Genomic DNA, 23,131 nt, shown 5'->3' with positions numbered 1-23,131 from the left:
AAGAGGAGCAATCGACTATGTCAAAACCCACCGATCCTTCACAAGGCAAAACCCCCCTAACCCATCAGGCCCCCGCCCCCGACGGCAGTTCGGCGCAGCCCGGGCTGGGCCATCTCGCGCCGGACGACAACAGCCATCTGGCGCAGCCCGGCACATCGGAGCCGGGTAAACAACCCACCGTATCGGGCTCGGTTAAAAGCCCGCAAAACAGCAATGCCAAGCTTGACGCGCTACAGCCGCATCGTAAATCAGGGTATCAGCAACCCCTGACCACCGATCAGGGCGTAAAAATATCCGACGACCAGAATTCGCTGCGCGCCGGCAAGCGCGGACCGACCCTGCTGGAAGATTTTATCCTGCGCGAAAAAATCACCCATTTTGACCATGAGCGCATCCCCGAACGTATCGTCCACGCCCGCGGCTCCGCCGCACATGGCGTGTTTGAGGTCTACCGTCCGCTGACCGAGATCACCAAGGCCGGATTTCTCAGCGATCCGGCGGTGAAAACGCCGGTATACGTACGTTTTTCCACGGTACAGGGTTCCCGCGGGTCGGCGGACACCGTGCGCGATATCCGCGGTTTCGCCACTAAATTTTATACTCAGGAAGGCAACTTCGATCTGGTGGGCAATAATACGCCGGTATTTTTTATCCAGGACGCGGTTAAATTCCCGGATTTCGTGCATGCGGTCAAACCCGAGCCGCATAACGAAATGCCCCAGGGCGGTTCCGCGCATGACACATTCTGGGATTACGTCTCCCTTCAGCCGGAAACCCTGCACAATGTCTTCTGGGCCATGTCCGACCGCGGCATTCCACGCAGCTACCGCACCATGGAAGGATTCGGCATCCACACCTTCCGCCTGATCAATGCCCAGGGCAAAGCCACCTTTGTGCGTTTCCATTGGAAACCCCTGGCGGGTAAAGCATCGCTGGTCTGGGATGAAGCGCAAAAACTGGCCGGTAAGGATGCTGATTTCCACCGGCGCGACCTGTGGGACGCCATCGAGGCCGGCGACTATCCGGAATACGAACTGGGCCTGCAGCTGATACCGGAAGCAGACGAGCATAAGTTCGACTTCGATCTGCTCGATCCCACCAAGCTGATCCCCGAGGCGCTGGTGCCGGTGGAAATCGTGGGTAAAATGACGCTGAACCGCAATCCGGATAACTTTTTTGCGGAAACCGAACAGGTGGCGTTTCACCCCGGCCACATCGTGCCCGGCATTGATTTTACCAACGATCCGCTGCTGCAGGGCCGGTTATTCTCTTATACCGATACGCAAATCAGCCGGCTCGGCGGGCCGAACTTCCATGAAATCCCGATAAACCGTCCGGTCTGTCCTTATCATAATTTCCAGCGCGACGGTATGCACCGCCAGGATATAGATACCAATCCCGCCGCCCATGGACCCAACTCCATCAATGACAACTGGCCGCGGGAAACCGCGCCGGCGGCGGAAAACGGCGGTTTCGCGTCTTATCAGGAACGGGTGGACGGCCATAAAATTCGCGAGCGCAGCGACTCGTTCCTGGAATACTTCTCGCATCCCCGCCTGTTCTGGCTCAGCCAGACCCCGGCCGAACAGCAGCATATCGTCGATGCCTTCAGCTTTGAGCTGGGCAAGGTCGGCCGCGCCTATATTCGCGAGCGAGTCGTGGATTTGCTGACCCGCGTCGACGTGGAGCTGGCCAAACAGGTCGCCGCCAAACTCGGCATCCGGCTTTCCGACGATGCGCTTAACACGCCGCCGCCCAAACCGGTCAATGGCGTAGCGCAAGATCCGACCCTCAGCCTGTATGCCACCGGCAGCGGCGCGCTGAAAGGCCGCCAGGTGGCGCTGCTGGTCAGCGACGGCGTCGACGCCGCCGACGTGCTGGAGGCATTGCAGGCGCTGAAGGCGGAAGGCGTGCATGCCAAAATACTGGCCTCGCACGGCGGCAACGTGGTGGCGAACGACGGCTCTACGCTGCCTATCGACGCCACCTTTGACGGATCGCCCTCGATTACGGTCGACGGGGTTATCGTGCCGGACGGCAACCTGGACGCCTTGCTGCTCAGCGGCGCCGCGCGGCATTATATTCTGGAAGCCTACAAGCATCTGAAAGTCATCGGCCTTAGCGGTGACGCCAATCGGTTTAAACAGCCCCTGGGGCTGACCGATCTGCCGGAGGACGGCATTTGTGAAGGCGCCGCCACACAAGGCCGGCTGATGCAGGATTTTCTGGATCAGCTGAAGCTGCACCGGGTATGGTCGCGGATTAGCAAAATTGACGGCGTGCCGGCTTAGCGGGCGCGGTCACCGCCAGGCGTCCGTCGCGCGCGCCTGGCTGAGAAAAACGAAATGGGCGATAAGTGAAAAAATTCACTTATCGCCCATCACTTTTCCTACCCGGCGATCATTACAGCATTATTTTTGCGGGTTGGTATCGTATTCCTGGCAGCTCTGGAAGCCCTTATTCAGGACAATATTATTTTGGTCGTAGCTGACGAAATAGTTAATCGGCTTGCCGTCGCGTGTGCCCAGGACATAGGAGTCGCAGGTACCACGGGCGTTAATCATGGTGGCGGAGGTGGACGGAATGCCCCCGATAGCACGGGCCTGCTGTTTAGTCATGCCTTTTTTGACATCACTCACTACAGGTTTTTTCATATAACTGTCGGCACGATCGTAAACGGTACAACCGGAAAGAATGGTAAGCGCGGTAGCGGCGGTAAAGGCAATAACAATTTTCTTATTCATAAGTGTCACCTCATTTTGATATGTATGGATAAGTGTAGAAGACAAAAGGCTTTTTTACAAATCTAAGCGCAACGGTAAGTCACCTTTTTTTTCGTTCGCCCACGGCGGGGCCGTTAACCGTTTTTAGCCATGCTGATGCTTTCGCTAAATTCCAATTCGTTTTACAATCAGGAAATTAATCTTTTTTTTGGCGTCGAACTCGTTGCGACGCCGGCGAGGGAAATAGACTCATGACTCGGCAACAAGACATTATTGCAGCGCTAGGGGCAAAACCCGTTATCGATCCGGCCGCGGAATTTCGCGTCAGCGTCGATTTCCTGAAACGTTATCTGCAGCGCTATACCTTTATCCACACCCTGGTGCTGGGCATCAGCGGCGGGCAGGATTCGACGCTTACCGGTAAGGTTTGCCAGGCCGCCATCAGCGAACTGCGCGGGGAAACGGGCGATGAGCGCTACCAATTCATCGCCGTGCGCCTGCCCTACGGCGCGCAGCAGGATGAGGCGGATTGCCGGGATGCCATCGCCTTTATCCAACCCGATCGCGTATTGACGGTAAATATCAAAAATGCCGTCCTGGCCAGCGAGGCCGCGCTGCTGGAGGCCGGCATCACCCTGAGCGATTTTATCAAGGGCAATGAAAAGGCCCGCGAACGCATGAAAGCGCAGTACAGCATCGCCGGCATGAACGCGGGCATCGTGGTCGGCACCGATCATGCGGCCGAGGCGGTAACCGGCTTTTTTACCAAATATGGCGACGGCGGCACGGATATCAATCCCATCTATCGCCTGAACAAACGTCAGGGCCGGGCCATATTGGCCTATCTGGGCTGTCCGCAGCACCTGTATCTTAAAGCCCCGACCGCCGATCTGGAGGAGGATCGCCCGGCGCTGCCGGATGAATCGGCGCTCGGCGTCACCTATGAAATGATTGATGATTACCTGGAAGGGAAAACCATCGCGCCCGAGGCGGCGAAGATCATTGAAGGCTGGTATGCCCGCACCGAGCATAAACGGCATCCGCCGATCACGGTATTTGATGATTTCTGGCAATAAAAAAAGCGGCCCGCGGGCCGCTTTTTTAACGATGATTTCTGGCTATCTTTTATTTAGTCGCGTCGCGCTGCTGCATTTTTTGCGCGCGTTCCTGGAATTTTTTATTGAATTCCGCTTTTTGTTCCGGCGTTAACACATTATACATCTTGTTTTGCATTTCCAGATTGGCGAGCATTCTTTGGTTTTGTTCCTGCGCCATGCTATTTACCAGGGCCTGGGCCTTGGCGGAATCAAAACTGTCGGCGGCGATTACGTCATGCATCTGCTGATGCTCGGCGGCCGATGGCTTTTTCATATCTTTCATGGAATCGCGCGCAATGTCATGCATTTTCTGGCGCTGTTGTTCCGTGAGTTTAAGATCCTTAAACATATGGTCCATCATAGGGCCGCGCTGATGTTGCATACCGCCTTTATGATGCATTTCGCCTTGCGCGGTATCGCCGGCTGGCGCCGCAGTAGCGCTGCTGTCCGCGGCGACGGCTAACTGAGCTGAACCTAACACCAGGGTAGTAGCCATAAATAAAGCAGTTAATTTGCGCATAATTTCCTCATATCTGATTATTGTCTGCCGCAAAATAATTTCGCCGGCAGGGTTCGTTACAGATATAAGTGTACTCGCGTTATCTTCAAGTAATGCGAGTAAAAGTAAATAACTTAAAGCCTGAAACTCACTTTTAAGGCAATCATGGAGAAAATATGGATTTTATGTGTGGAAAGCGTTATTTTTCGTGGCAATAAAATGAGGTTTTAGCCACGTCAATATGATAACTCTTACTTTACTCACCGCCAACGAATATTCAGTAATTTCTCTAGCCGCCACGTAGCAAGGATTATTTTCTGTATTTACCGATGGCAAATATTATAAATCAAGCCCACCGGTTGCGGGCCCGGGCAAGGCGGCCTAGGCAAGCGCGCCCCATGGCGCGGTTGCCTGAGCCATGGATTTATTGCTGGAATGGATAAATCGCGCCCAGGTCCAGCAACTGCGTCAGTTCGTCCAGCGCGGTGCGAACCTCGTTAAGCAGCGAGGGATCCGCCAGATCGTCCTGATTCAGCCGGTCGCGGTAATGCCTGTCGACCCAGAGGTTAAGGCGGTCAAACAGCGCCGGCGTCATCAGCGTGGCGGGATTCACCGCGCCCTGTTCCTGCGGGGTAAGGATCACGCGCAAACGCAGGCACGCCGGACCGCCGCCGTTACGCATGCTCTCGCGCAAATCGACGACGCTCACCCGGTCTATCGCCCGGCCTTCGGCCACCAGCTCACTAAGATATGCCCAGACGCCATCATGCTCGCGGCACTCCTGCGGCACCACAATAGTCATCTTGCCGTCCCGGCGGCTTAATAACTGGCTGTTGAATAAATAGGTCGCCACCGCGTCGGCCACGGATACGCGCCGCGCCGGCACTTCGAGCGCCGTCAATTCCTGGCCGAGCTGCGCCAGCGCGCGGCTTAGCCGCTCACGGACCCCCTCTCCCCCGGCGAACGCCTGTTGATGATAAAACAACACCTGTTCATTGCTGACGGAAATCACGTCATTATGGAATACGCCCTGGTCGATGACGGCGGGATCCTGCTGGACCATCAGACAACGTTCCGGCGCCAGCAGGTGCAGGCGCGCCACGGCTTCGCTGGCCTCACGCGTCTGCCTGGCGGGATAACGCCCCGGTTCGCTGCCCGCCTCCAGGCCGCTTTTGCCATACACGAACATTTGTACCCCCGGGGAATCATAACGTCCCAGGCGATTATGGTTTGCCGCGCCCTCGTCGCCGAACAGCGCGGACTGGGGCAACGCCTCATGGTGGCGGAAAAAGCGCGCGTCTCGAAACACCGCCCGCAGGATAGCCCCTGTGGTTTCGGCCTCTATGGCGCGATGGAATTTATTATGCAGGTTGGCGGGGGTAAAGTGCACCCGGCCGTCGGCGCTGTCCGCCGACGGGCTGACGGTGGCCGCGTTGGCGACCCACATTGCCGACGCGGAACTGAGTATCGACAACAATTGCCGGTGGTCGCGCGCCACCTGCGCCAGGATCTGCGCGTCGTTGCCGGTGAAGCCCAGACGCCGCAAATACGCTAAATGCGGCCGTTCATGGGGCGGCAATACCCCCTGCATAAATCCCGCGTCGGACAACGCTTTCATTTTGGCCAGCCCTTGCCGGGCGGCCAGTCGCGGATTGGCATCTTCGCGCCGGTGGCGCGTCGAGGCTTCGTTGCCGAAGGAGAGGCCCGCATAATGATGGGTGGGGCCGACCAGACCGTCGAAGTTCGCTTCAACACAATGCTGCATGGGCACATCCTGTTTGCTGTGGTGAGGTTGAGCCCGCGCGCGTGCGGCCGTCCGCATACAGCGTCGCCGCCCGCAGCGCTTGCCCCGGCGCCAGGCCGAGCGCGGCGGCCGTGGCAAGGTCAATTTCCAGTGATTCGCGGCCGATTTCACACCGGCAGGCCACGGCGCGAAAACCCTGGTAGTCCTCATTGGCCAACAGGCACCAGGCGGCGTCTTGATTGTGGCGCCCGGCGTCGCCATCCGCCATGATTTGCGCCGTCACCCTGCGGCTGTCGCGCACCGTGCGAATCTGATCAATTTCGGCCTCGAGCGTCGGGCCGCCGTCGAAAATATCGATATATCCCTGGTAACGCAGCCCCTCGGATTCCAGCAGCGCCCTGGCCGGCTCGGTCTGCGGGTGTACCCGGCCGATGACTGCGCGGGCCTCCGGCGCCAGGAAATCCACGTACAGCGGATGCTTGGGCATCAGTTCGGCAATAAACGCCTTGTTGCCGGTACCGCTTAAATAATCGGCGCGGGCAAAGTCAATGGAAAAAAACCGCTGGCCCAGATTGGCCCAGAAAGGAGAATAGCCCTGTTCATCGCAATAGCCGCGCATTTCGGCGAGTACGCGCTGGCCGAAATAATCGCGGAAGGCCGCCATAAACATCAGCCGCGCCTTGACCAGCAACTGGCCGTTGGCGCCATGGCGATAGTCGGGATCGAGAAATAACGTACAGAGTTCGCTCAGGCCGGTATGATCGTTGCTCAGGTAAAGGGTCGGCACGGCGTTATAAACATTTAACGCCGTGGAGGCATGCACCAGGGTGCCGACGCGGAAATTATACCAGGGTTCCTTGAGGCCCACCGCCACCTCGATGGCGCTGACCCCGACCACCTTGCCCCGGTCGCTGTCTTCCAGCGCGAACAGATATCCCTGCTCGCCGCGCGCGAGGCCGCCCTGCCAGGTGCGCACCGATCGATCGATGCGGGCCGCCAAAACCTCCTCATTCGCCGGCAGGGAGGTCAGTCCCGCGCCGGCCTTGCCCGCCAGCGTCAGGATATCCAGCAGGTCACGGTGTTCTACCGGTCGGATGATCATCATAATTACTACTCCTCGCCACGCCATGGGGCATAAAACGGTTTTCAACCGATCGCACGATAAACGGGCACCTAAAAGGGCACCGGGTTGCCGATAACGTGCCGGGCCTTTCCCTGCCTGCAGGTCACGGGCAAACACGCCAGCTGATAATGAGTATAGATTGCACACAACGTGCCAGCTATAGCCAGATAAATGAATAAAATTTATTGGTGTCTTTAAAAACAATAAGTTACACGACATCATTATTCATTTTTAATGAATAAAAAATGAATATTATGCATTGCCGGCGGGGTTGCGCGCTTAAAGGGAATAATTTATGCACCCCGTCGCTGCGGGTGACAGTGGGGCCGGAGAGACGGATTAAAAGTGCGAAACGCCGGCGCGGCATCGCCCTCTTGGCGCCAGCGCTTTAAAAAAGTGCAGTAACGCACCATGGCAGGGCGCCGGCCCTGTGTTCCAGGCGCGCAATAATGCGCGGGCGGTAAGCCAGGCCCGGCTAATCGAAGACCGCGCCGGCGGTTCCGAGCGCTAACGGCGGGTCGACTTTCAGCACAATCCAGTTCGAGGTGACGCGCTGCTGTTTTTCATCCTCCACCGTCAGCGAGAGATGATATTCGTTGCTGGCTCCCGCCTCGTCATGCCATTGCGGCATGATAATCGTCCAGCCGTCGGGCTGATTGCTGCGGGGGGGCGGCGTCAGGCTCAGGGCGTGGGTATCGCCTTGCCAACTGACGGCGGTAATGGTATTGCGGGCGACGACCTCGGGTTTAAGCTCAAGGGATTCACCGCTGTGTAATGACCAGGGCGGGGTGGCGAGAAAAACCGACAGCGTTTTTCGTTGCCGGAACGCCAGCACCGGGGCATTGTTGCGCGCCACCAAATCATAGCGGCTGCCGCGCAGCGTGTGCGCCTGCGCAACGTTGCGTGATGAAAGCTGTTGTTCCAGGGGCACGCCCAGGCGGTAATTGACCGTCAGGGCATAGTTATCCTGCGATTCTCCGCTGTCGCCCTGCGTATGGCTGGCCGTCAGGGTCATCAGCGGCACCGGGGTATAATTAACGCCAAATGCAAACGCCGCGGGGTCGTTACGATAATTGCCGCTATCAAACAAATCCACATTATCGCCGTAGTAGCGCTCATATTTGACCGAGGCGCCCAGCTGCCGGTAAAAGGGCAGGTAACCGCGCGTCGTCAGGTCATAGCCGCCGGCCGTTTGGCGCAGGAACCTGGCGGAATTTTGTTCGGCTTTCATGGCGGACAACGGATAATAGAAATTAGTGGACAGGCTGAGATAATCGCCGCTGGCCTCGGCGCCGACGGCGCCGCGCCGCAGGGAGTCATGGGCGAGAAACTGGTCGTAAAACAGGTTATAGCCCACCTGCCAGCGGCCGGCGTTCCAGCGCTGCCCGAGGCCGATATTCGCCACCGCGCCCTGCGCCGACCCCTGCACGCCGACCTGGCTGAACGTCAGCGCCCGGTTGGGATTATCCCACAGCGGCAACAGTAGTTGTCCTGAACTGCCGGCCAGATCGCCCTGGGGCGAGACATCGAGCGAGATGCTGGAATACCCCAGCGGCTGCAGCATGCTTTCGCTTTGCTGCTGCAGTTGCGTCAACACTTTTTCTTTTGCCTGTTCGACCAGATAAGAACGCCACGACCGATCGCTGGCGTCATTGTTCGCCTCGGCCAGCTGTTTTGCCAAAGTGGCGAGTTTCTTTTCCGTTTCACTTTCGTTTAAATTCCCGCCGCCTAAATCGGGTAGGCTCTGGTGTTCGGAATTTACTGCAACGGAATTATTCTGTGAGCTGGACGAATCCGTGGTCAATGCCGCTGCGCTTAAAGAGAGCCACCCCAGGCATCCAACCACCAGCGGCAGAAAATAAGCGCATACCTGACCCAGACGCACATAGGGCATAAGGACAATATCCCTCTCAGTTCACACCCGGTAAACAAGGCATGGTGCTTTGATGACCGGCTCAATGCCGGACTGCTCATAAAGTAACCCGAGAAAGGCACTATACCATAAACCCGTGACGGTCATGAACCTCCTATCCAGCTCAGTATTTTAAACTACAATTATTAAGCTGCTATGCTTTAATCGGCACCTGCCCGCCACAAAAAAAGTCATATAAGACTAAGGCCCGGAGATAACGATATGAAACCCTTAGAAAAGGAACGATTCAATGGCTTAGAATGGCTGCGCTTTTTGCTCGGTTGTTATGTCATGCTTTACCATACCGCCCATACCTATCCCCAGCTACAAAGCATCAGGGGAATAGGCGAACTGACCAGCATGGGATTTTTCGCCACCAGTTCTTTTTTTGTCTTGTCCGGTTTCCTGCTGGCGCATGTCTACGTCCGCGGCAATCAGCTGCGCGAGCCGGCCACCACGTTCTGGGCCAAACGTTTTTTTAACCTTTACCCGATTCATATCGTGGCGCTGGTGTCCTCCATCCTGGTCATCGCCCTGATGCAATGGCTGGCGATCCCGCCGGACGGGCCCGGCGCCAGCGTGCGCTTCGTGGTCTACGATACCAATGACATACTCGGGCAAACCAATCCGGAGCTGTTCCGCCATTATATGGATAACGCTCAACTGACGTTCAACAGCGTTTTACAATTGCTGATGCTCCAGGCCTGGAACCCCTACTTCCTGACCTTTAACGCGCCGCTGTGGTCGCTTTCCACGCTGTTTTTCTTTTATATCCTTTTCCCCTGGTTTGCGCCGCGGCTGATGAACGCGCGCAGGACCTGGCTCTGGCTGGCGGTGATCTGGGCGCTCTACCTGCTGCCGCCGGCCTGGGTGGTATGGCAACATTTATACGGCATTCCTTATACCGGGCTGCTGCAGCGGGTGCCGATTTTTCGCGTGCCGGAGTTTTTTGGCGGGATACTCGGTTATGCCTTGTTCCGCCGCGCCCGGTTAAAAGAACAGGTTCTCAGCCGCTGGCAGCGTCGCGCCATGGCCTGTTTCATCCTGGTCTGCTTCCTGGTTGCCGCCGCGCTGTTTACCCATGGCCCCAAGTACTGGTATTTCCTGCTGCATAACGGCCTGCTGCTGCCGTCGCAAATCGCGCTGATTTATCTTTGCGCCCTGGCGCGCACGCCTGACAGCGAATGGCTGCGGCATTGGTCTACACGCCTGGGAGCGGCGTCGCTGTCCATGTTTGCGCTGCATGTGCCGCTGTTCAATCTCGCGCGCACCCTGGAACAATTTTTTCGCGGCGATCCCAAAGCCTGTTTCAGCGATTGGCCCGGGTGCATCGCGGCGGCCGGCGACGTACAGCCCTCCCTGGGCGGCTACCTTATTTATATGCTGACGACTATCGCGCTATGCGTGCTGTTCCAGGAACAGTTTGTGGCGCGCATGCGTAAACGCCTGGTGGCACGCTACCTGACCAAAGAGGCGCGGGTCGGGCGTATCGGCGCCCCGGATCGGTCCCATTCCTGAGCACGGCGAGGCCCTCCCGGTCAATGCCGGCCGGGAAAAGGTAAGCCGGACGTCGTCAAGGTAAGCCCTCGCAGCCGGGAGTCGCGGTTTTCAATATGAAGCGGTTGCTGAACAACCGGCGCCCCGTACCGGGGGCCGGTGATGTCACAGTGCCAGCGGGGAGCCGTCAAAGGGATGACGGTTTATAGCGGAGCGCGCCTGCAACAGTTGGCGGACGTGTTTTACTAATTCAACCATACATTCATCATGCATCCCGTGGTTATTCAGCTCTTGTTCCAGCGCAAACAAATATTGCGCATTGGTACCGAGCGGACCGCTGGCACAGGCAATTAACGGGGCGATAATCTGCGAACGGGTATCCGCTTCAAAAAAAGGATGCTTTGGATCCATCACAAACGCCAGCGCCGTGACTTTTTCATCCCCTTCAAGCTGAAGCTCCGTCCAGGTGGGAATATAGCAGCCGGTAAGCATTTCCCGCTTCCATAACAGTTCGAGTTCCTCATGCAGTTTGGCTTCCGGCAACCTGAAGGCCAGGCCGGTGGTCTGGCCGCCTTCTTTGAGCGCCAGCATCCTGCCGGGCTGAGTGGCGGTGCCGCGCCCGGCGGTAAGGCGCAGGCAAAAGGCGCGATGCCACCCCATCAGCGTAGCGGGACTGACTTTATCGGCTTCAAATATCGGGTTCCACATTAAGGAGCCGTAACCAAAGATCCACACCGGGCTATTATCCGGCCTGCGGGAAAGCGTACATTGCAATGAGGCATGACGTTGTTCAGGGGACAGTAACAGCGCCTCGTCTATAATGCCGAAGGCGGTTTTACAATCGGCTTTCTGTAAAAAGTCACGTGTTAACACTCGTTTTTCTTCTCCCGGCTGACGATCGCCACACACTAAGGTAAAGCCGTTCACCCGACACTAACAATAAGAATTATGTAAGAGTCAATTATTTTATTGTGAACATTATGACATTATTCGTTTATCGGGACGCTGGCAAGTTTGATCTTTATCACGTTTAAAAAAGCAGCGGCCCTGCCCGGCGCTAAAATCCGGCGCTAGGCGTCCGCCGCTGTCGGGAAGGAAGGTGGCGGGAATGGATGGCGGTCGTCAGGTCCGGTTATTTCTTGGGATGCCATCGATCGTCATCGCCTTTCTGGTAACCGTGCTTTACCGCCGCCCAGGCGACCTTGTGCGCGGTTTCCTCGCGGGATTCATCCCCGCGCCGCTCCGACTTATCGGCATATTGATCCCAGGCGTGGTTGAACGCCTCGCGATAAATATCCTGGGCATGCTTGGGTAAAACGTTGGTCACGCTGTCCGGTAAGTCTGAATTGCTTTTATAGGGCATGGTGCGTCTCCTTGGCGAACATGGCTAAGTGTCACTTAAGTATAGAAACTTTGCGGGCATACGCCAGGCCGGCCGGGGGTGGGACGGGACATATAAATTTATTTATAGATATCTGGCAAGCACACTGCTACCAAACAGGCAGATAAAGACGATTAGATGAATAACATAAGATGATTAAAGGGGATATTTTTTGTATTTTACTAGCTTATAATGTGACTTGCCCGATAAAAATCATCTTATAGCCTGTTTTTCCCATCGCTTCCGGATTATTTTCTTCAAGACGGATATTTATACATAACTTGACATTTTATACAGCCGTTTTCTGGTAGGCTTATTCCATAAATTTTATCGTTGGCGCCTGGTTATAATGATAACCGGTAGCAAGCCTGACTCTTTGCAAGGAGATTACCTATCATGAAATCCGCCGATCAGGGGATCAAAACGCGTCACAAGGAATATACCCTGCTGTTTCCCATTGCAGCGCTGGCGGTATTGATAGTATGGGGCGCCACGCCCACTTTCGCCGTGACGGTCATCATCAATCTTATCGCCCTCATCGCCATCCTTGTCAGCGCGTTTAACGTCGTGCGCCATGCCGACGTGCTGGCGCACCGGCTGGGAGAACCCTTTGGTTCGCTGATCCTCAGCCTGTCGGTGGTGATCCTCGAGGTGAGCCTGATTTCGGCGCTGATGGCCACCGGCAATGCCTCGCCCGGCCTGATGCGCGATACCCTGTTTTCGGTCATCATGATTGTCACTACCGGCTTGGTCGGTTTTTCCCTGCTGCTGGGCGGGCGTAAATTCGCCACCCAGTCGGTGAACCTGGCCGGCATCAAGCAATACCTGATGGCCATCATCCCGCTGGTGGTGATTGTGCTGGTGCTGCCCACGGCCCTGCCGGATGGCAATTTCAGCATCGCCCAGGCACTGTTTGCCGCCGCTATCTCCGCCGCCATGTACGGCGTATTCCTGTTGATACAGACTAAAACGCACCAACGCTATTTTATCTACGAGCATGAAGACGGCGACGACGATGATTCCCACGGCAAACCCTCCGCACACAGCTCCAAATGGCACGGCATTTGGCTACTGTTGCATCTGCTGGCGGTGGTAACCGTGACCAAGTTCAACGCCGGTCCGCTGGAACAACTGCTCGGTGATTTGCATGCGCCCCAACAATTCACCGGCTTCCTGGTCGCGCTGCTGATCCTGTCGCCCGAGGGCCTGGGCGCCATCAGGGCGGTGCTTAAAAACCAGGTGCAACGCGCCATGAATTTGTTTTTCGGTTCAGTGCTCGCCACCATTTCCCTCACGGTGCCCACCGTCACCATCATCGCCATCCTGACAGGCCATCCGCTGGCGTTCGGCCTGGGCATGCCGCAAGTGGTGGTGTTGTTAACCGCCATGATCCTGTGCCAAATCTCCTTTTCAACCGGCCGTACCAATGTATTGAACGGAACCGCGCATCTGGCGCTTTTCGGTGCTTATGTGATGACCCTCATGCTGTAGGGCCGACGGCATTTCCTCCCTCATATTGAAGGGGTTAGCGGGCGTCCGCCGTTCCAGGGCCCCGTACTCGTCTACCGGCGAGATAAAAAAATCGAACCGGTATTTCCCTTACCCTGCGCGATAAAACCCTTTCTTCCGCTGATAAGAAAGAATTTTAAGCAAAATATTCGCCATATCGGTTCTTTTTCACCTATTTGATGATGTAGCACTGGTGTTCCGTTCATCATAACTGGTATTTTAGTGTCTCTTTACGACGGACCGCACGGCCCGCCCTGCTCACGTTTTGGCTCGTTGTTTTAATGAAAAATCATCTCTTCACCGGTCTTCGCCCGTTCAGCGCGCTTATTGACGCCTGCTGGAAAGAACCTTACACCACCCAGCGCCTTATCAAAGACATCATCGCCGGTATTACCGTCGGCATCATCGCCATTCCCCTGGCCATGGCGCTGGCCATTGGCAGCGGCGTGGCGCCCCAGTACGGCCTGTATACCTCCGCCGTGGCGGGTATTGTCATCGCCCTGTGCGGGGGTTCCAGGTTTAGCGTGTCGGGTCCGACCGCGGCCTTTGTGGTCATACTTTATCCGGTGTCGCAACAGTTCGGGCTTGCCGGTTTGCTGATTGCCACCCTGCTTTCCGGCGTGATCCTGGTGATTATGGGTTTTGCCCGGCTGGGCAAGCTTATCGAGTTTATTCCGCTCTCGGTCACACTGGGCTTTACCTCGGGCATTGCCATCACCATCGCCACCATGCAAATCAAAGACTTTTTTGGTCTTACCCTGCCCGTGGTGCCGGAGGAGTATGTCGGCAAGGTAGCGGCGCTTTTCGCGGCGTTGCCGACGTTCAATCCCGGAGATACGCTGATTGGCATCGGCACCATGGCGGTGCTGGTCTATTGGCCACGCCTGGGCATCCGTTTCCCGGCGCACCTGCCGGCGCTGATAGCCGGCTCCGGCATCATGGCGGTGCTGTGGCTATTTGATATGCCGGTGGCGACCATCGGCACCCGTTTCGGTTATATCCTGGCGGACGGCACCCATGGGCAGGGTATTCCCCCGATCCTGCCGCAGTGGCTGCTGCCGTGGACGCTGCCCGATGTGCACGGCGTGCCGATGGGCTTAAACTGGCATACCGTTTCCGCCCTGCTGCCCGCCGCATTCTCGATGGCGATGCTCGGCGCGATTGAGTCGTTGCTGTGCGCCGTGGTGCTTGACGGCATGACCGGCAAAAAGCATCAGTCTAATAATGAACTTATCGGACAGGGAGTGGGCAATATCATCGCGCCGTTCTTCGGCGGCATTACCGCCACCGCCGCCATTGCGCGTTCGGCGGCCAACGTGCGCGCCGGCGCCACCTCGCCGGTGTCGTCGTTGGTACATTCCCTGCTGGTGCTGCTGGCGCTGCTGGTGCTGGCGCCGGCCCTGTCCTATCTGCCCCTGTCGGCCATGGCCGCGCTGCTGTTGCTGGTAGCCTGGAACATGAGCGAGGCGCGCAAGGTCATTTACCTGCTGCGCCGGGCGCCCAGGGACGATATCGTGGTCATGCTGCTGTGCATGTCGCTGACGGTATTGTTCGATATGGTGATCGCCATTACGGTGGGCATCGTCCTGGCCTCGCTGCTGTTTATGCGCCGTATCGCCGCCATGACCCGTATCAGCGAATTGCCGCAAAGCACCAGCGGCAAGCTCAGGGCGCTGCGGGTCAACGGTCCGCTGTTCTTTGCCGCCGCCGAACGCATTTTTGAGGAAATCGCCGTGCTGACGGCGCAGGATGACGTGATTATTCTGCAATGGGATGCGGTGCCGGTACTGGATGCCGGCGGCCTGCAGGCGTTTGTGCACTTCAGCGAAAACCTGGCGGCGGGCAAACGCCTGGTGATAACCGATATCCCCTTCCAGCCGCTGAAAACGCTGGCGCGGGCCAATATCCATCCCATCCCCGGCCGGCTGGCATTCTACAGCACGTTGGAACAGGCGCTGGCGGAGGAAGCCAAATAAGCCAACACCGGGCTTAATGCCGCCGTGTTAAAGGGAGAGCGTGCCTATGGGGTCGAATCGGGCGTGGTGTTCCGCCCGACCGGGCGCCCCATGGCACGGTAAGCCCGCCAACACCGGGCTTAAAGCAGCCGTGTTCAAGGGAAACCGTGCCTATGGGGTCGAATCGGGCGTGGTGTTCCGCCCGACCGGGCGCCCCATGGCACGGTAAGCCCGCCAACACCGGGCTTAAAGCAGCCGTGTTCAAGGGAGAGCGTGCCTATGGGGTCGAATCGGGCGTGGTGTTCCCGCCCGACCGGGCGCCCCATGGCACGGTAAGCCCGCCAACACCGGGCTTAAAGCAGCCGTGTCCAAGGGAGAGCGTGCCTATGGGGTCGAATCGGGCGTGGTGTTCCCGCCCGACCGAGCGCCCCATGGCACGCTAGGCCCGCCAACACCGGGCTTAAAGCAGCCGTGTTCAAGGGAGAGCGTGCCTATGGGGTCGAATCGGGCGTGGTGTTCCCGCCCGACCGAGCGCCCCATGGCACGCTAGGCCCGCCAACACCGGACTTAAAGCAGCCGTGTTCAAGGGAGACCGTGCCGATGGGGGTCGATGCAGACAGGACGTTAACTGCCCGTATCCAGCGCCGGAAAGCTTTTCACCAAATCGTCAATGGCTTTCATCTGCACCAGGAACGGCTCGAGCTTATCCAGCGGCAGCGCCGACGGGCCATCGCATTTGGCATGATCGGGATCGGGATGGGCCTCGATAAACAGCCCGGCAATACCCACCGCCATACCGGCGCGGGCCAGCTCGCCCACCTGCGCGCGACGACCGCCCGAGGCGGCGCCGAACGGATCTCGCGTCTGCAGCGCATGGGTCACGTCAAAAATCACCGGACAACCGCCGGAAACGCGGTTCATCACGTTAAATCCCAATATATCCACCACCAGGTTATCGTAGCCGAAATTACTGCCGCGATCGCACAGGATAACCTGCTCATTACCGGCTTCACGGAATTTATCAACGATATTGCCCACCTGCGACGGGCTGATAAACTGCGGTTTTTTAACGTTTATCACCGCACCCGTGCGGGCCATGGCCTCCACCAGATCGGTCTGGCGCGCCAGGAATGCCGGCAACTGTATCACGTCCACCACCCCGGCCACCGTCTGCGCCTGAGCCGCCTCATGCACGTCGGTAATGACCTTCACGCCAAACTGCGCTTTCAGCTCCTGAAAGATCTTCATGCCCTCTTCCAGGCCCGGACCGCGATAAGAGTGAATAGATGAACGGTTGGCTTTATCAAACGAAGCTTTGAACACATACGGAATACCCAGTTTTTGGGTCACGGTCACGTAATGCTCACAAATGCGCATGGCCAGATCGCGCGATTCAAGCACATTCATGCCGCCGAACAGCACAAAAGGACGATCGTTCGCCACCGGGATATCGCCGATATTCACCACAAGTTGTTTCATACCTGTACCTTATACTTTTTATCGACCTGCCGGCCGGGGTAATACCGTCCGGCATCGGGTTAATGTAGGGTCACCGACTTCTGCTCGATGGAATGTATCTGAACCTTGATCATTTCACTGATGGGATCTTCCGGACACTGCTCGACAAAATAATTCAGGTCCGAAAGCGCCACGTGATCACACTCCAGCTGGGCATAAATCAAACCGCGATCGCGGATTTCATAAGGATCGTCGGGATCAAATTCCAGCATCGCCTCGCTGGCGCCCAGGGCCAGCTCCATCTGTTTTTCGTCCATCAGCGCCGATTTTAAGGTGTCGAGCAATTTACGCACCACGGTATTGTTATCCGCTTCTTCCAGATCTTCATCCGCCAGCTCGATACCGGTGCCGATATTGCCGCGCAGCCAAATATCCAGCGTATGCTCATCAAGGGTATCGCCGTTAATCGGGTTGATAAGCCACATCTCGCCGTCAAGCCAGCCCGCGCGCAGTATCATCTGGGTAGGGAAAATCACCGGCAGCAGGGGAATGCCCATGGACTGCGCCACATGCAGCAGGATAATGCCCAACGACGCAGGCAGACCCTGGCGGCGCTCCAGCACATTATCAAGCCACAGGGCGTCCGACAGGCGATACACGCCGCCGACGCCGCCAAATCCCCAGGTACGATAAAACAGCTTGAGCAAAAGCCCAAGCTGTTCGTCCTGGTTCAGCTCCACCGAGATCTGCTCCCGCGCGTCCTCGGCCAGCAAACGCAGCTGCTGGCGAACGCTATCGGCGGGAAAATCCTCCCGGATGGCGAGGGAAATACGTATGACACCCTCGCTAAGCGGTGAAAGATTATATTCAAAATCCGCAATATTACTCATAGAAATCCTGTCAGCAGGGGAAGCTTACTGCTAGCCAGCCGGTAAATAGTGTACAGACACGCCAGCCCGCAGATAAATGCCAGCCAGCGGATTTTTTCGCGCCGCGTATTGTTGCCCAGCGCAACAGAGCCGAGCAGGATATAAATAACGACCAACACCAGTTTATCCAGCAGCCAGCGGCCGTCGGCGGTGAAGGGAGAAATGCCCGAGAGGATAATCAGCGTGACGCCGGATATCAATAACAGGGTATCGTTGATATGCGGGACAATGCGCACCCACCCTTTGCTCAGCAGGGTGGAACCGCGCCAGCGCCAATAAAAACGGATGATAAACAGCGTAATGGTGATCCATACCGTTGTTAAATGTAAGTACTTGATGGTCATGTAAGCACTCATCACTGCTCCAGCATCCTATAACCGGCGGGTCTTAACCCGGCCATTGTCCCATTGTTACGCGTTCATTGCCGCCATAATCCCGCCGGGAACCCACCAGGACGAAACCAGCGCGCGCCAACAGGCCGCGCACCGCCTCGCCCTGATGCCAGCCATGCTCCAGCGCCACCCAGCCACCGGGATGCAGGTGGTCGGCGGCGCCCACGACGATGGCCGTCAAATCGGCCAGTCCGTTATCGTCCGCCACCAGCGCGCTTTGCGGCTCGAAACGCACGTCTCCCTGATGCAGATGCGGGTCGTCCACGGCGATATAGGGCGGATTACTCACAATAAGGGTATAGCGCATTCCCTGCAATGATTTAAACCAACTTCCCGTCGCGAAGCGCGCATTGGCGATACCCAGCTGCAGGGCGTTCTCACGCGCCAATGCCACCGCCTCGGGCCGCAAGTCCACGCCGGTCACCCGCCATGACGGCCTTTCGCTGGCCAATGCCAGGGCAATGGCGCCGGTGCCGGTGCCCAGATCCAGCACCTGCGCCGGCTGGTCGGGCAGCAGCGCCAGCGCCTGCTCCACCAAACATTCGGTGTCGGGACGCGGGATAAGCGTGGCGGACGAAACCTTAAGCTTCAGGGACCAAAATTCACGCTCGCCGGTCAGGTAGGCTATAGGTTCCCCCGCCGCACGCCGCAACAGCAGGGCGTCGAGCCGCGCAAGCTCCTCCGGCGTCAGGGGTGTTTCGCCAAAGGCCAGCAGCCAGGTACGCGCACGTCCGGTGACAAAACCGAGCAGGATTTCGGCATCCCGTCTGGGGCTGTCGCCGCCGGCGAGCCGGCGCGCGGCGCCATCAAGCCACTGGCCGCACTGCATCAGGATTGCTCTGCCAGCGCCGCCAGCTGATCCGCCTGGTACTCCTGCATGATCGGCTGGATCAGCATATCCAGTTTGCCTTCAATCACTTCATCCAGGCGATAAAGCGTCAGGCCGATACGGTGATCGGTCACGCGCCCCTGGGGGAAATTATAGGTCCGGATACGATCGGAGCGATCGCCGCTGCCCAGCAGGTTGCGGCGGGTCGACGCCTCCTCCAGCTGGCGCCGGCGCACCTCGGCCGCGCGCAGCCTGGCGCCCAGCACCGCCAGCGCCTTGGCTTTGTTCTTGTGCTGCGACCGTTCGTCCTGGCATTCAACCACCAGGCCGGTTGGAAGATGGGTAATGCGGATGGCGGAATCGGTGGTATTGACGTGCTGGCCGCCCGCGCCGGAGGACCGAAAGGTATCGATACGCAAATCCCCGGCATTGATCACCGGCAATTCCTCTTCCGGGATTGCGGGCATGACCGCCACCGTGCAGGCGGAAGTGTGGATGCGGCCCTGGGATTCGGTTTCCGGCACCCGCTGCACGCGATGGCCGCCGGACTCGAACTTCAGCTGGCCATAGGCGCCGTCGTTGTCTATTTTAGCGATCACTTCCTTGTAGCCGCCGTGCTCGCCGTCGCTGGCGCTGACGATCTCTACCCGCCAGCGCCGGGTTTCGGCAAAGCGGCTGTACATCCTGAACAGATCGCCGGCAAAGATGGCGGCTTCGTCGCCGCCGGTGCCGGCGCGCACTTCCAGGAAACAGCCGCGTTCATCATCCGGGTCTTGCGGCAGCAGCAGCAACTGCAACTGCTGCTCCAGCTCTTCCTGCAATGCTTTTAACTCTTTCAGTTCTTCTTGCGCCATATCGCGCATTTCCGGGTCGTCGAGCATCGTTTCCGCGGTGTGGATATCCTCCTGTACCTGCTGCCAGCGCTTAAAGGACGCGGTAACATCGGTCAGCTGCGCATATTCTTTCGACAGCGCGCGAAATCTATCCTGATCGTTAATGATGCCGGCGTCGCCAAGCAACACCTCGACTTCTTCTTGGCGCTCTTGCAACGCTTCCAGTTTGGCAACGATAGAAGGCTTCATAGGTGATGGTTTTACCTTATTAGTATAATGAACTAGTCCAGTCCCAGACTGTCCCGCAGTATTTGCAGCCGTTCGACATCACCGTCACGGGCGGCCTGTTGCAGTGATTTGGTTGGAGCGTGGATAAGACGATTGGTCAGGCGGTGGGCCATGTCGCGGATCACCGCCTCGGGGTCGGCGCCGAGCCTGATGGCCGCCACGGCGCGCTCCTCTATTTCCGCACGCAGGCTATCGGCCTGGGAACGGAAATCGCGAATGGTTTCCACCGCGCTTTGCGCGCGCAGCCAGCCCATGAAATCCAGGCATTCCTGCGCGACGATGGTTTCGGCCTGGACGGCCGCCGACTGTCGCTGGGCGAGGTTTTTTTCAATAATGGCCTGTAAATCATCCACCGTATAAAGATAGGCGTTGGGGACCTTGCCCACGTCCGGCTCGATATCGCGCGGCACCGCGATATCCACCAGCAACATCGGCTGGTTGCGGCGCTGCTTCATAGCCCGCTCGACCATGCCCTTGCCGATAATGGGAAGCGTGCTGGCGGTGGAACTGATAATGATATCGGCACTGGCCAGGCGGTCGTCGAGCCCGGCCAGGTCGATGACCTGCGCCCCGACCTCGTCGGCCAGCAGTTGCGCGCGCTCGCGGGTGCGGTTGGCGATGATCAGCTGCTTGACATGGTGCTCACGCAGATGACGCGCCACCAGTTCGATGGTTTCGCCGGCGCCGACCAGCAGCACCGTGACATCAGCCAGGGATTCAAAAATCTGCCGCGCCAGGGTACAGGCGGCAAACGCCACCGATACCGCGTTGGACCCGATTTCGGTTTCAGTGCGCACCCGCTTGGCGACGGAAAAGGATTTCTGGAATAAGCGTTCCAGCTCGCCGGAAACGGTATGCCCGCGTTGGGAATCCGCAAAGGCTTTTTTTACCTGCCCAAGGATCTGCGGCTCGCCCAGCACCATGGAATCCAGCCCGCTGGCGACCCGCATCAAGTGGCTGACCGCGCCGTCGTCCAGATGCCAGTAAAGGCTTTGGCGCACCTCGTCCGGCTGCAAATGATGATAATCGCATAACCAGCCCACCAGCGATTCCTTGAAATTTTCCTGCTGCGCCACGCTTAGGTATAATTCGGTCCGGTTGCATGTAGACAGCACGACGCCGCCCCGCACCAGCGGTTGCTGGAGCAGGCTGACCAGCGCCTGGTCAAGGGTTTCGGGCGAAAACGCTATCCGCTCGCGTAACGCAACCGGCGCCGTTTTATGATTAATACCTAATGCGAGCAGGGTCATGGAATACGGCTATTAAATAATACGAGTGTTAGTATGGTTATGGTTTGAGTGCATTCTACTTGATGCGCGTGATCAAGAAAAGTCACACCGCATTTTCGACCTATCAGGGCATGGCGCCGGTAATGAAATAAATGCCGCTTAGCGTGAAAATTGACGCTATCATGGTGTTAAACACCGGACAAAACGCCTTACCCACGAGAAAATTAAGGAAGCAGTTCCCTATGCCGAAGCGTATTCCCGCCTACTACCGCGTATTGCCGCTGGCCGGCCTGCTATTGGCCGCCTGTAGCGTCCACACGCCCTCAGGCCCCGCTAAAAGCCAAACCTCCCCCGAGTGGCAACAGCATCAACGCTCGGTGTCGCAGCTGTCCAGCTACCAGACGCGCGGCTCTTTCGCCTATATTTCCGGCCAGCAAAAAGTCTATGCCCGCTTTAACTGGCAGCAAACCGGCGCCGATCGCTACCGCCTGCTGCTGACCAATCCGCTCGGCAGCACCGAAATGGATTTGAACGTGCAGCCCGGCGTGGCCCAGATTACCAATAACCAGGGTAAGAAGTATGTCAGCAACGATCCGCAGCAGATGATCCAAAAGCTGACCGGCATGAATATTCCCCTCGACAACCTGCGTAAATGGATGCTGGGGCTGCCGGGCGACGCCACCGATTTCACCCTCGATTCGCGCGGCTTGCTCAAACAGGTCAACTACAGCCAGGACGGCCAGCAATGGACGGTGGTTTACCTGGGCTACCATGACGACAGCCGGCCGGTGCTGCCGGCCAATCTGGAACTGCGCCAGGGCGAGCAGCGTATTAAACTCAAAATGGACAGCTGGACCCTGCAATGATTCATCAATGGCCGGCGCCGGCTAAACTCAATTTATTTTTATATATTACCGGCCGGCGGCCCGACGGCTACCATCAGTTGCAAACGCTGTTCCAGTTTCTTGACTACGGCGATACGCTGACCATCGAGCCGGTCGCAGGCGGGGATATCCGGCTGCTGACGCCCCTTGCCGGCGTACGCGACGATGATAACCTTATCGTCCGGGCGGCGCGGTTGCTGCAGCGTCGCCGGTGGGGGGCTAAAAATAATTCCGCCCTACCCGGCGCCGATATTCGCCTGGTTAAACGCCTGCCGATGGGCGGCGGGCTCGGCGGGGGATCCTCCGACGCCGCCACGGTGCTGGTGGCCCTTAATCATCTGTGGCGCTGCGGCCTTGAGCAGGAAGCGCTGGCCCGTCTGGGCCTCGAACTTGGCGCCGACGTACCGGTGTTCGTGCGGGGCCACGCGGCCTTTGCCGAGGGAATCGGCGAAATATTGACCCCGGCCGATCCGCCGGAAAAATGGTACCTGGTCACCCTCCCCGGCGTAAGCATATCGACGCCGGCGATATTCGCCGATCCGGCGTTAAAAAGAGACTCGCCGGTACGCGCGCTGGAGGCGTTATTAGCGCAGCCTTTTCATAATGATTGTGAGCCAATCGCAAGAAAACATTTTTACGAGGTTGAACAGCATCTTTCATGGCTGTTAGAATACGCGCCGTCGCGACTGACTGGCACCGGCGCTTGTGTATTTGCCGAATTCGATACCGAGTCCGCCGCCCGTCAGGTGCTGGAGCATGCCCCGGCGTGGATGCGTGGTTTTGTGGCGCGAGGCGTTAACGTTTCGCCGCTGCACCGCGTGTTGACCGGGGCGCATTAAGGTAACCGGA

General features: G+C 57.8%; 20 protein-coding genes. 7 read left to right on the top strand and 13 right to left on the bottom strand.

The window, feature by feature from the left end; genetic code table 11:
• Positions 1-17 precede the first annotated feature (17 nt).
• Positions 18-2,291 carry a catalase HPII gene (gene katE, locus ACL2XQ_RS13085; protein ID WP_413722914.1) on the top strand — a complete coding sequence of 758 codons (2,274 nt, stop codon included), beginning with the start codon at positions 18-20 and terminating at the stop codon, positions 2,289-2,291.
• A gap of 120 nt (positions 2,292-2,411) precedes the next feature.
• Here katE and osmE read toward each other — a convergent pair whose 3' ends face one another.
• A complete protein-coding gene (osmE, locus tag ACL2XQ_RS13080) occupies positions 2,412-2,744 on the bottom strand; it encodes an osmotically-inducible lipoprotein OsmE (RefSeq protein ID WP_410014980.1) in 333 nt (110 codons plus the stop codon).
• A gap of 230 nt (positions 2,745-2,974) precedes the next feature.
• On the opposite strand from osmE, the gene nadE reads away from it, so the two are divergent.
• Entirely contained in the window at positions 2,975-3,799 is an 825-nt protein-coding gene (gene nadE, locus ACL2XQ_RS13075; RefSeq protein WP_413740468.1) for an ammonia-dependent NAD(+) synthetase, read from the top strand.
• Between the two features lie 49 nt (positions 3,800-3,848).
• Here the strand turns inward: nadE and spy are convergent, their stop codons facing one another.
• The 4 genes from spy to ACL2XQ_RS13055 all read right to left on the bottom strand — a co-directional run bounded on the left by spy (position 3,849) and on the right by ACL2XQ_RS13055 (position 9,080).
• On the bottom strand, positions 3,849-4,316 hold the full coding sequence (spy, locus tag ACL2XQ_RS13070) for an ATP-independent periplasmic protein-refolding chaperone Spy (protein WP_413740521.1): 468 nt from the start codon (positions 4,314-4,316) through the stop codon (positions 3,849-3,851).
• A 427-nt stretch (positions 4,317-4,743) separates the two neighbouring features.
• The gene (gene astB, locus ACL2XQ_RS13065) at positions 4,744-6,084 is read right to left on the bottom strand and encodes an N-succinylarginine dihydrolase (RefSeq protein WP_413740467.1); all 1,341 of its coding nucleotides are present in this window, start codon (positions 6,082-6,084) and stop codon (positions 4,744-4,746) included.
• Positions 6,068-7,168 (bottom strand): arginine N-succinyltransferase, encoded by a 1,101-nt coding sequence (gene astA, locus ACL2XQ_RS13060; RefSeq protein WP_410014976.1) that lies wholly within the window; start codon positions 7,166-7,168, stop codon positions 6,068-6,070. Before astA ends, astB begins: the two co-directional genes overlap by 17 nt.
• Before the next feature lie 493 nt (positions 7,169-7,661).
• Complete coding sequence (locus ACL2XQ_RS13055; RefSeq protein WP_413740466.1) at positions 7,662-9,080, bottom strand: YchO/YchP family invasin; 1,419 nt, start codon at positions 9,078-9,080, stop codon at positions 7,662-7,664.
• A 240-nt stretch (positions 9,081-9,320) separates the two neighbouring features.
• Here ACL2XQ_RS13055 and ACL2XQ_RS13050 point away from each other — a divergent pair, with 240 nt between their 5' ends.
• Positions 9,321-10,616, top strand: coding sequence for an acyltransferase family protein (locus tag ACL2XQ_RS13050; protein ID WP_413740465.1), 1,296 nt, complete (start codon positions 9,321-9,323; stop codon positions 10,614-10,616).
• 144 nt (positions 10,617-10,760) lie between these two features.
• Here ACL2XQ_RS13050 and ACL2XQ_RS13045 read toward each other — a convergent pair whose 3' ends face one another.
• Positions 10,761-11,468: a gamma-glutamylcyclotransferase gene (locus tag ACL2XQ_RS13045; protein WP_410014973.1), complete on the bottom strand. Its 708-nt coding sequence runs from the start codon at positions 11,466-11,468 to the stop codon at positions 10,761-10,763.
• A 259-nt stretch (positions 11,469-11,727) separates the two neighbouring features.
• On the bottom strand, positions 11,728-11,958 hold the full coding sequence (chaB, locus tag ACL2XQ_RS13040; protein ID WP_413722917.1) for a putative cation transport regulator ChaB: 231 nt from the start codon (positions 11,956-11,958) through the stop codon (positions 11,728-11,730).
• Between the two features lie 414 nt (positions 11,959-12,372).
• Here chaB and chaA point away from each other — a divergent pair, with 414 nt between their 5' ends.
• Positions 12,373-13,467 carry a sodium-potassium/proton antiporter ChaA gene (gene chaA, locus ACL2XQ_RS13035; protein ID WP_410014971.1) on the top strand — a complete coding sequence of 365 codons (1,095 nt, stop codon included), beginning with the start codon at positions 12,373-12,375 and terminating at the stop codon, positions 13,465-13,467.
• Positions 13,468-13,766: 299 nt separating this feature from the next.
• A complete protein-coding gene (gene dauA / locus ACL2XQ_RS13030) occupies positions 13,767-15,461 on the top strand; it encodes a C4-dicarboxylic acid transporter DauA (RefSeq protein WP_413740464.1) in 1,695 nt (564 codons plus the stop codon).
• Between the two features lie 603 nt (positions 15,462-16,064).
• Here dauA and kdsA read toward each other — a convergent pair.
• From kdsA to hemA, 6 genes are read right to left on the bottom strand one after another with little or no spacing between them, the layout of a single operon-like run.
• Positions 16,065-16,919: a 3-deoxy-8-phosphooctulonate synthase gene (kdsA, locus tag ACL2XQ_RS13025; RefSeq protein WP_410014969.1), complete on the bottom strand. Its 855-nt coding sequence runs from the start codon at positions 16,917-16,919 to the stop codon at positions 16,065-16,067.
• A 59-nt stretch (positions 16,920-16,978) separates the two neighbouring features.
• A complete protein-coding gene (gene sirB1 / locus ACL2XQ_RS13020) occupies positions 16,979-17,788 on the bottom strand; it encodes an invasion regulator SirB1 (RefSeq protein WP_410014968.1) in 810 nt (269 codons plus the stop codon).
• Complete coding sequence (locus ACL2XQ_RS13015; RefSeq protein WP_410014967.1) at positions 17,785-18,183, bottom strand: SirB2 family protein; 399 nt, start codon at positions 18,181-18,183, stop codon at positions 17,785-17,787. The genes sirB1 and ACL2XQ_RS13015 overlap by 4 nt, the downstream gene beginning before the upstream one ends.
• Before the next feature lie 31 nt (positions 18,184-18,214).
• Entirely contained in the window at positions 18,215-19,048 is an 834-nt protein-coding gene (prmC, locus tag ACL2XQ_RS13010) for a peptide chain release factor N(5)-glutamine methyltransferase (RefSeq protein ID WP_410014966.1), read from the bottom strand.
• Positions 19,048-20,130 (bottom strand): peptide chain release factor 1, encoded by a 1,083-nt coding sequence (gene prfA, locus ACL2XQ_RS13005; RefSeq protein ID WP_410014965.1) that lies wholly within the window; start codon positions 20,128-20,130, stop codon positions 19,048-19,050. The genes prmC and prfA overlap by 1 nt, the downstream gene beginning before the upstream one ends.
• Before the next feature lie 32 nt (positions 20,131-20,162).
• On the bottom strand, positions 20,163-21,419 hold the full coding sequence (hemA, locus tag ACL2XQ_RS13000; RefSeq protein ID WP_410014964.1) for a glutamyl-tRNA reductase: 1,257 nt from the start codon (positions 21,417-21,419) through the stop codon (positions 20,163-20,165).
• Positions 21,420-21,640: 221 nt separating this feature from the next.
• Between hemA and lolB the strand changes: the two genes are divergently transcribed.
• Together lolB and ispE are read left to right on the top strand one after the other, a co-directional pair.
• Positions 21,641-22,264 (top strand): lipoprotein insertase outer membrane protein LolB, encoded by a 624-nt coding sequence (gene lolB / locus ACL2XQ_RS12995; RefSeq protein ID WP_410014963.1) that lies wholly within the window; start codon positions 21,641-21,643, stop codon positions 22,262-22,264.
• Positions 22,261-23,121, top strand: a complete 861-nt coding sequence (gene ispE / locus ACL2XQ_RS12990; protein WP_410014962.1) for a 4-(cytidine 5'-diphospho)-2-C-methyl-D-erythritol kinase — start codon at positions 22,261-22,263, stop codon at positions 23,119-23,121. Before lolB ends, ispE begins: the two co-directional genes overlap by 4 nt.
• The last annotated feature ends 10 nt before the right edge of the window (positions 23,122-23,131 follow it).

The sequence above is a fragment of the Sodalis sp. RH14 genome, from assembly GCF_047324285.1.
Taxonomy (GTDB): domain Bacteria; phylum Pseudomonadota; class Gammaproteobacteria; order Enterobacterales; family Enterobacteriaceae; genus Acerihabitans.
This window is presented reverse-complemented; position numbering and strand designations above follow the sequence as displayed.

Coding starts and splice junctions, on each gene's coding strand:
- hemA (WP_410014964.1), bottom strand. CDS start 21,419: ATGACCCTGCTCGCATTAGGTATTAATCATAAAACGGCGCCGGTTGCG.
- prmC (WP_410014966.1), bottom strand. CDS start 19,048: ATGCAGTGCGGCCAGTGGCTTGATGGCGCCGCGCGCCGGCTCGCCGGC.
- ACL2XQ_RS13050 (WP_413740465.1), top strand. CDS start 9,321: ATGAAACCCTTAGAAAAGGAACGATTCAATGGCTTAGAATGGCTGCGC.
- sirB1 (WP_410014968.1), bottom strand. CDS start 17,788: ATGAGTAATATTGCGGATTTTGAATATAATCTTTCACCGCTTAGCGAG.
- spy (WP_413740521.1), bottom strand. CDS start 4,316: ATGGCTACTACCCTGGTGTTAGGTTCAGCTCAGTTAGCCGTCGCCGCG.
- prfA (WP_410014965.1), bottom strand. CDS start 20,130: ATGAAGCCTTCTATCGTTGCCAAACTGGAAGCGTTGCAAGAGCGCCAA.
- katE (WP_413722914.1), top strand. CDS start 18: ATGTCAAAACCCACCGATCCTTCACAAGGCAAAACCCCCCTAACCCAT.
- chaB (WP_413722917.1), bottom strand. CDS start 11,958: ATGCCCTATAAAAGCAATTCAGACTTACCGGACAGCGTGACCAACGTT.
- astB (WP_413740467.1), bottom strand. CDS start 6,084: ATGCAGCATTGTGTTGAAGCGAACTTCGACGGTCTGGTCGGCCCCACC.
- ispE (WP_410014962.1), top strand. CDS start 22,261: ATGATTCATCAATGGCCGGCGCCGGCTAAACTCAATTTATTTTTATAT.
- astA (WP_410014976.1), bottom strand. CDS start 7,168: ATGATGATCATCCGACCGGTAGAACACCGTGACCTGCTGGATATCCTG.
- nadE (WP_413740468.1), top strand. CDS start 2,975: ATGACTCGGCAACAAGACATTATTGCAGCGCTAGGGGCAAAACCCGTT.
- kdsA (WP_410014969.1), bottom strand. CDS start 16,919: ATGAAACAACTTGTGGTGAATATCGGCGATATCCCGGTGGCGAACGAT.
- osmE (WP_410014980.1), bottom strand. CDS start 2,744: ATGAATAAGAAAATTGTTATTGCCTTTACCGCCGCTACCGCGCTTACC.
- lolB (WP_410014963.1), top strand. CDS start 21,641: ATGCCGAAGCGTATTCCCGCCTACTACCGCGTATTGCCGCTGGCCGGC.
- chaA (WP_410014971.1), top strand. CDS start 12,373: ATGAAATCCGCCGATCAGGGGATCAAAACGCGTCACAAGGAATATACC.
- dauA (WP_413740464.1), top strand. CDS start 13,767: ATGAAAAATCATCTCTTCACCGGTCTTCGCCCGTTCAGCGCGCTTATT.
- ACL2XQ_RS13015 (WP_410014967.1), bottom strand. CDS start 18,183: ATGAGTGCTTACATGACCATCAAGTACTTACATTTAACAACGGTATGG.
- ACL2XQ_RS13055 (WP_413740466.1), bottom strand. CDS start 9,080: ATGCCCTATGTGCGTCTGGGTCAGGTATGCGCTTATTTTCTGCCGCTG.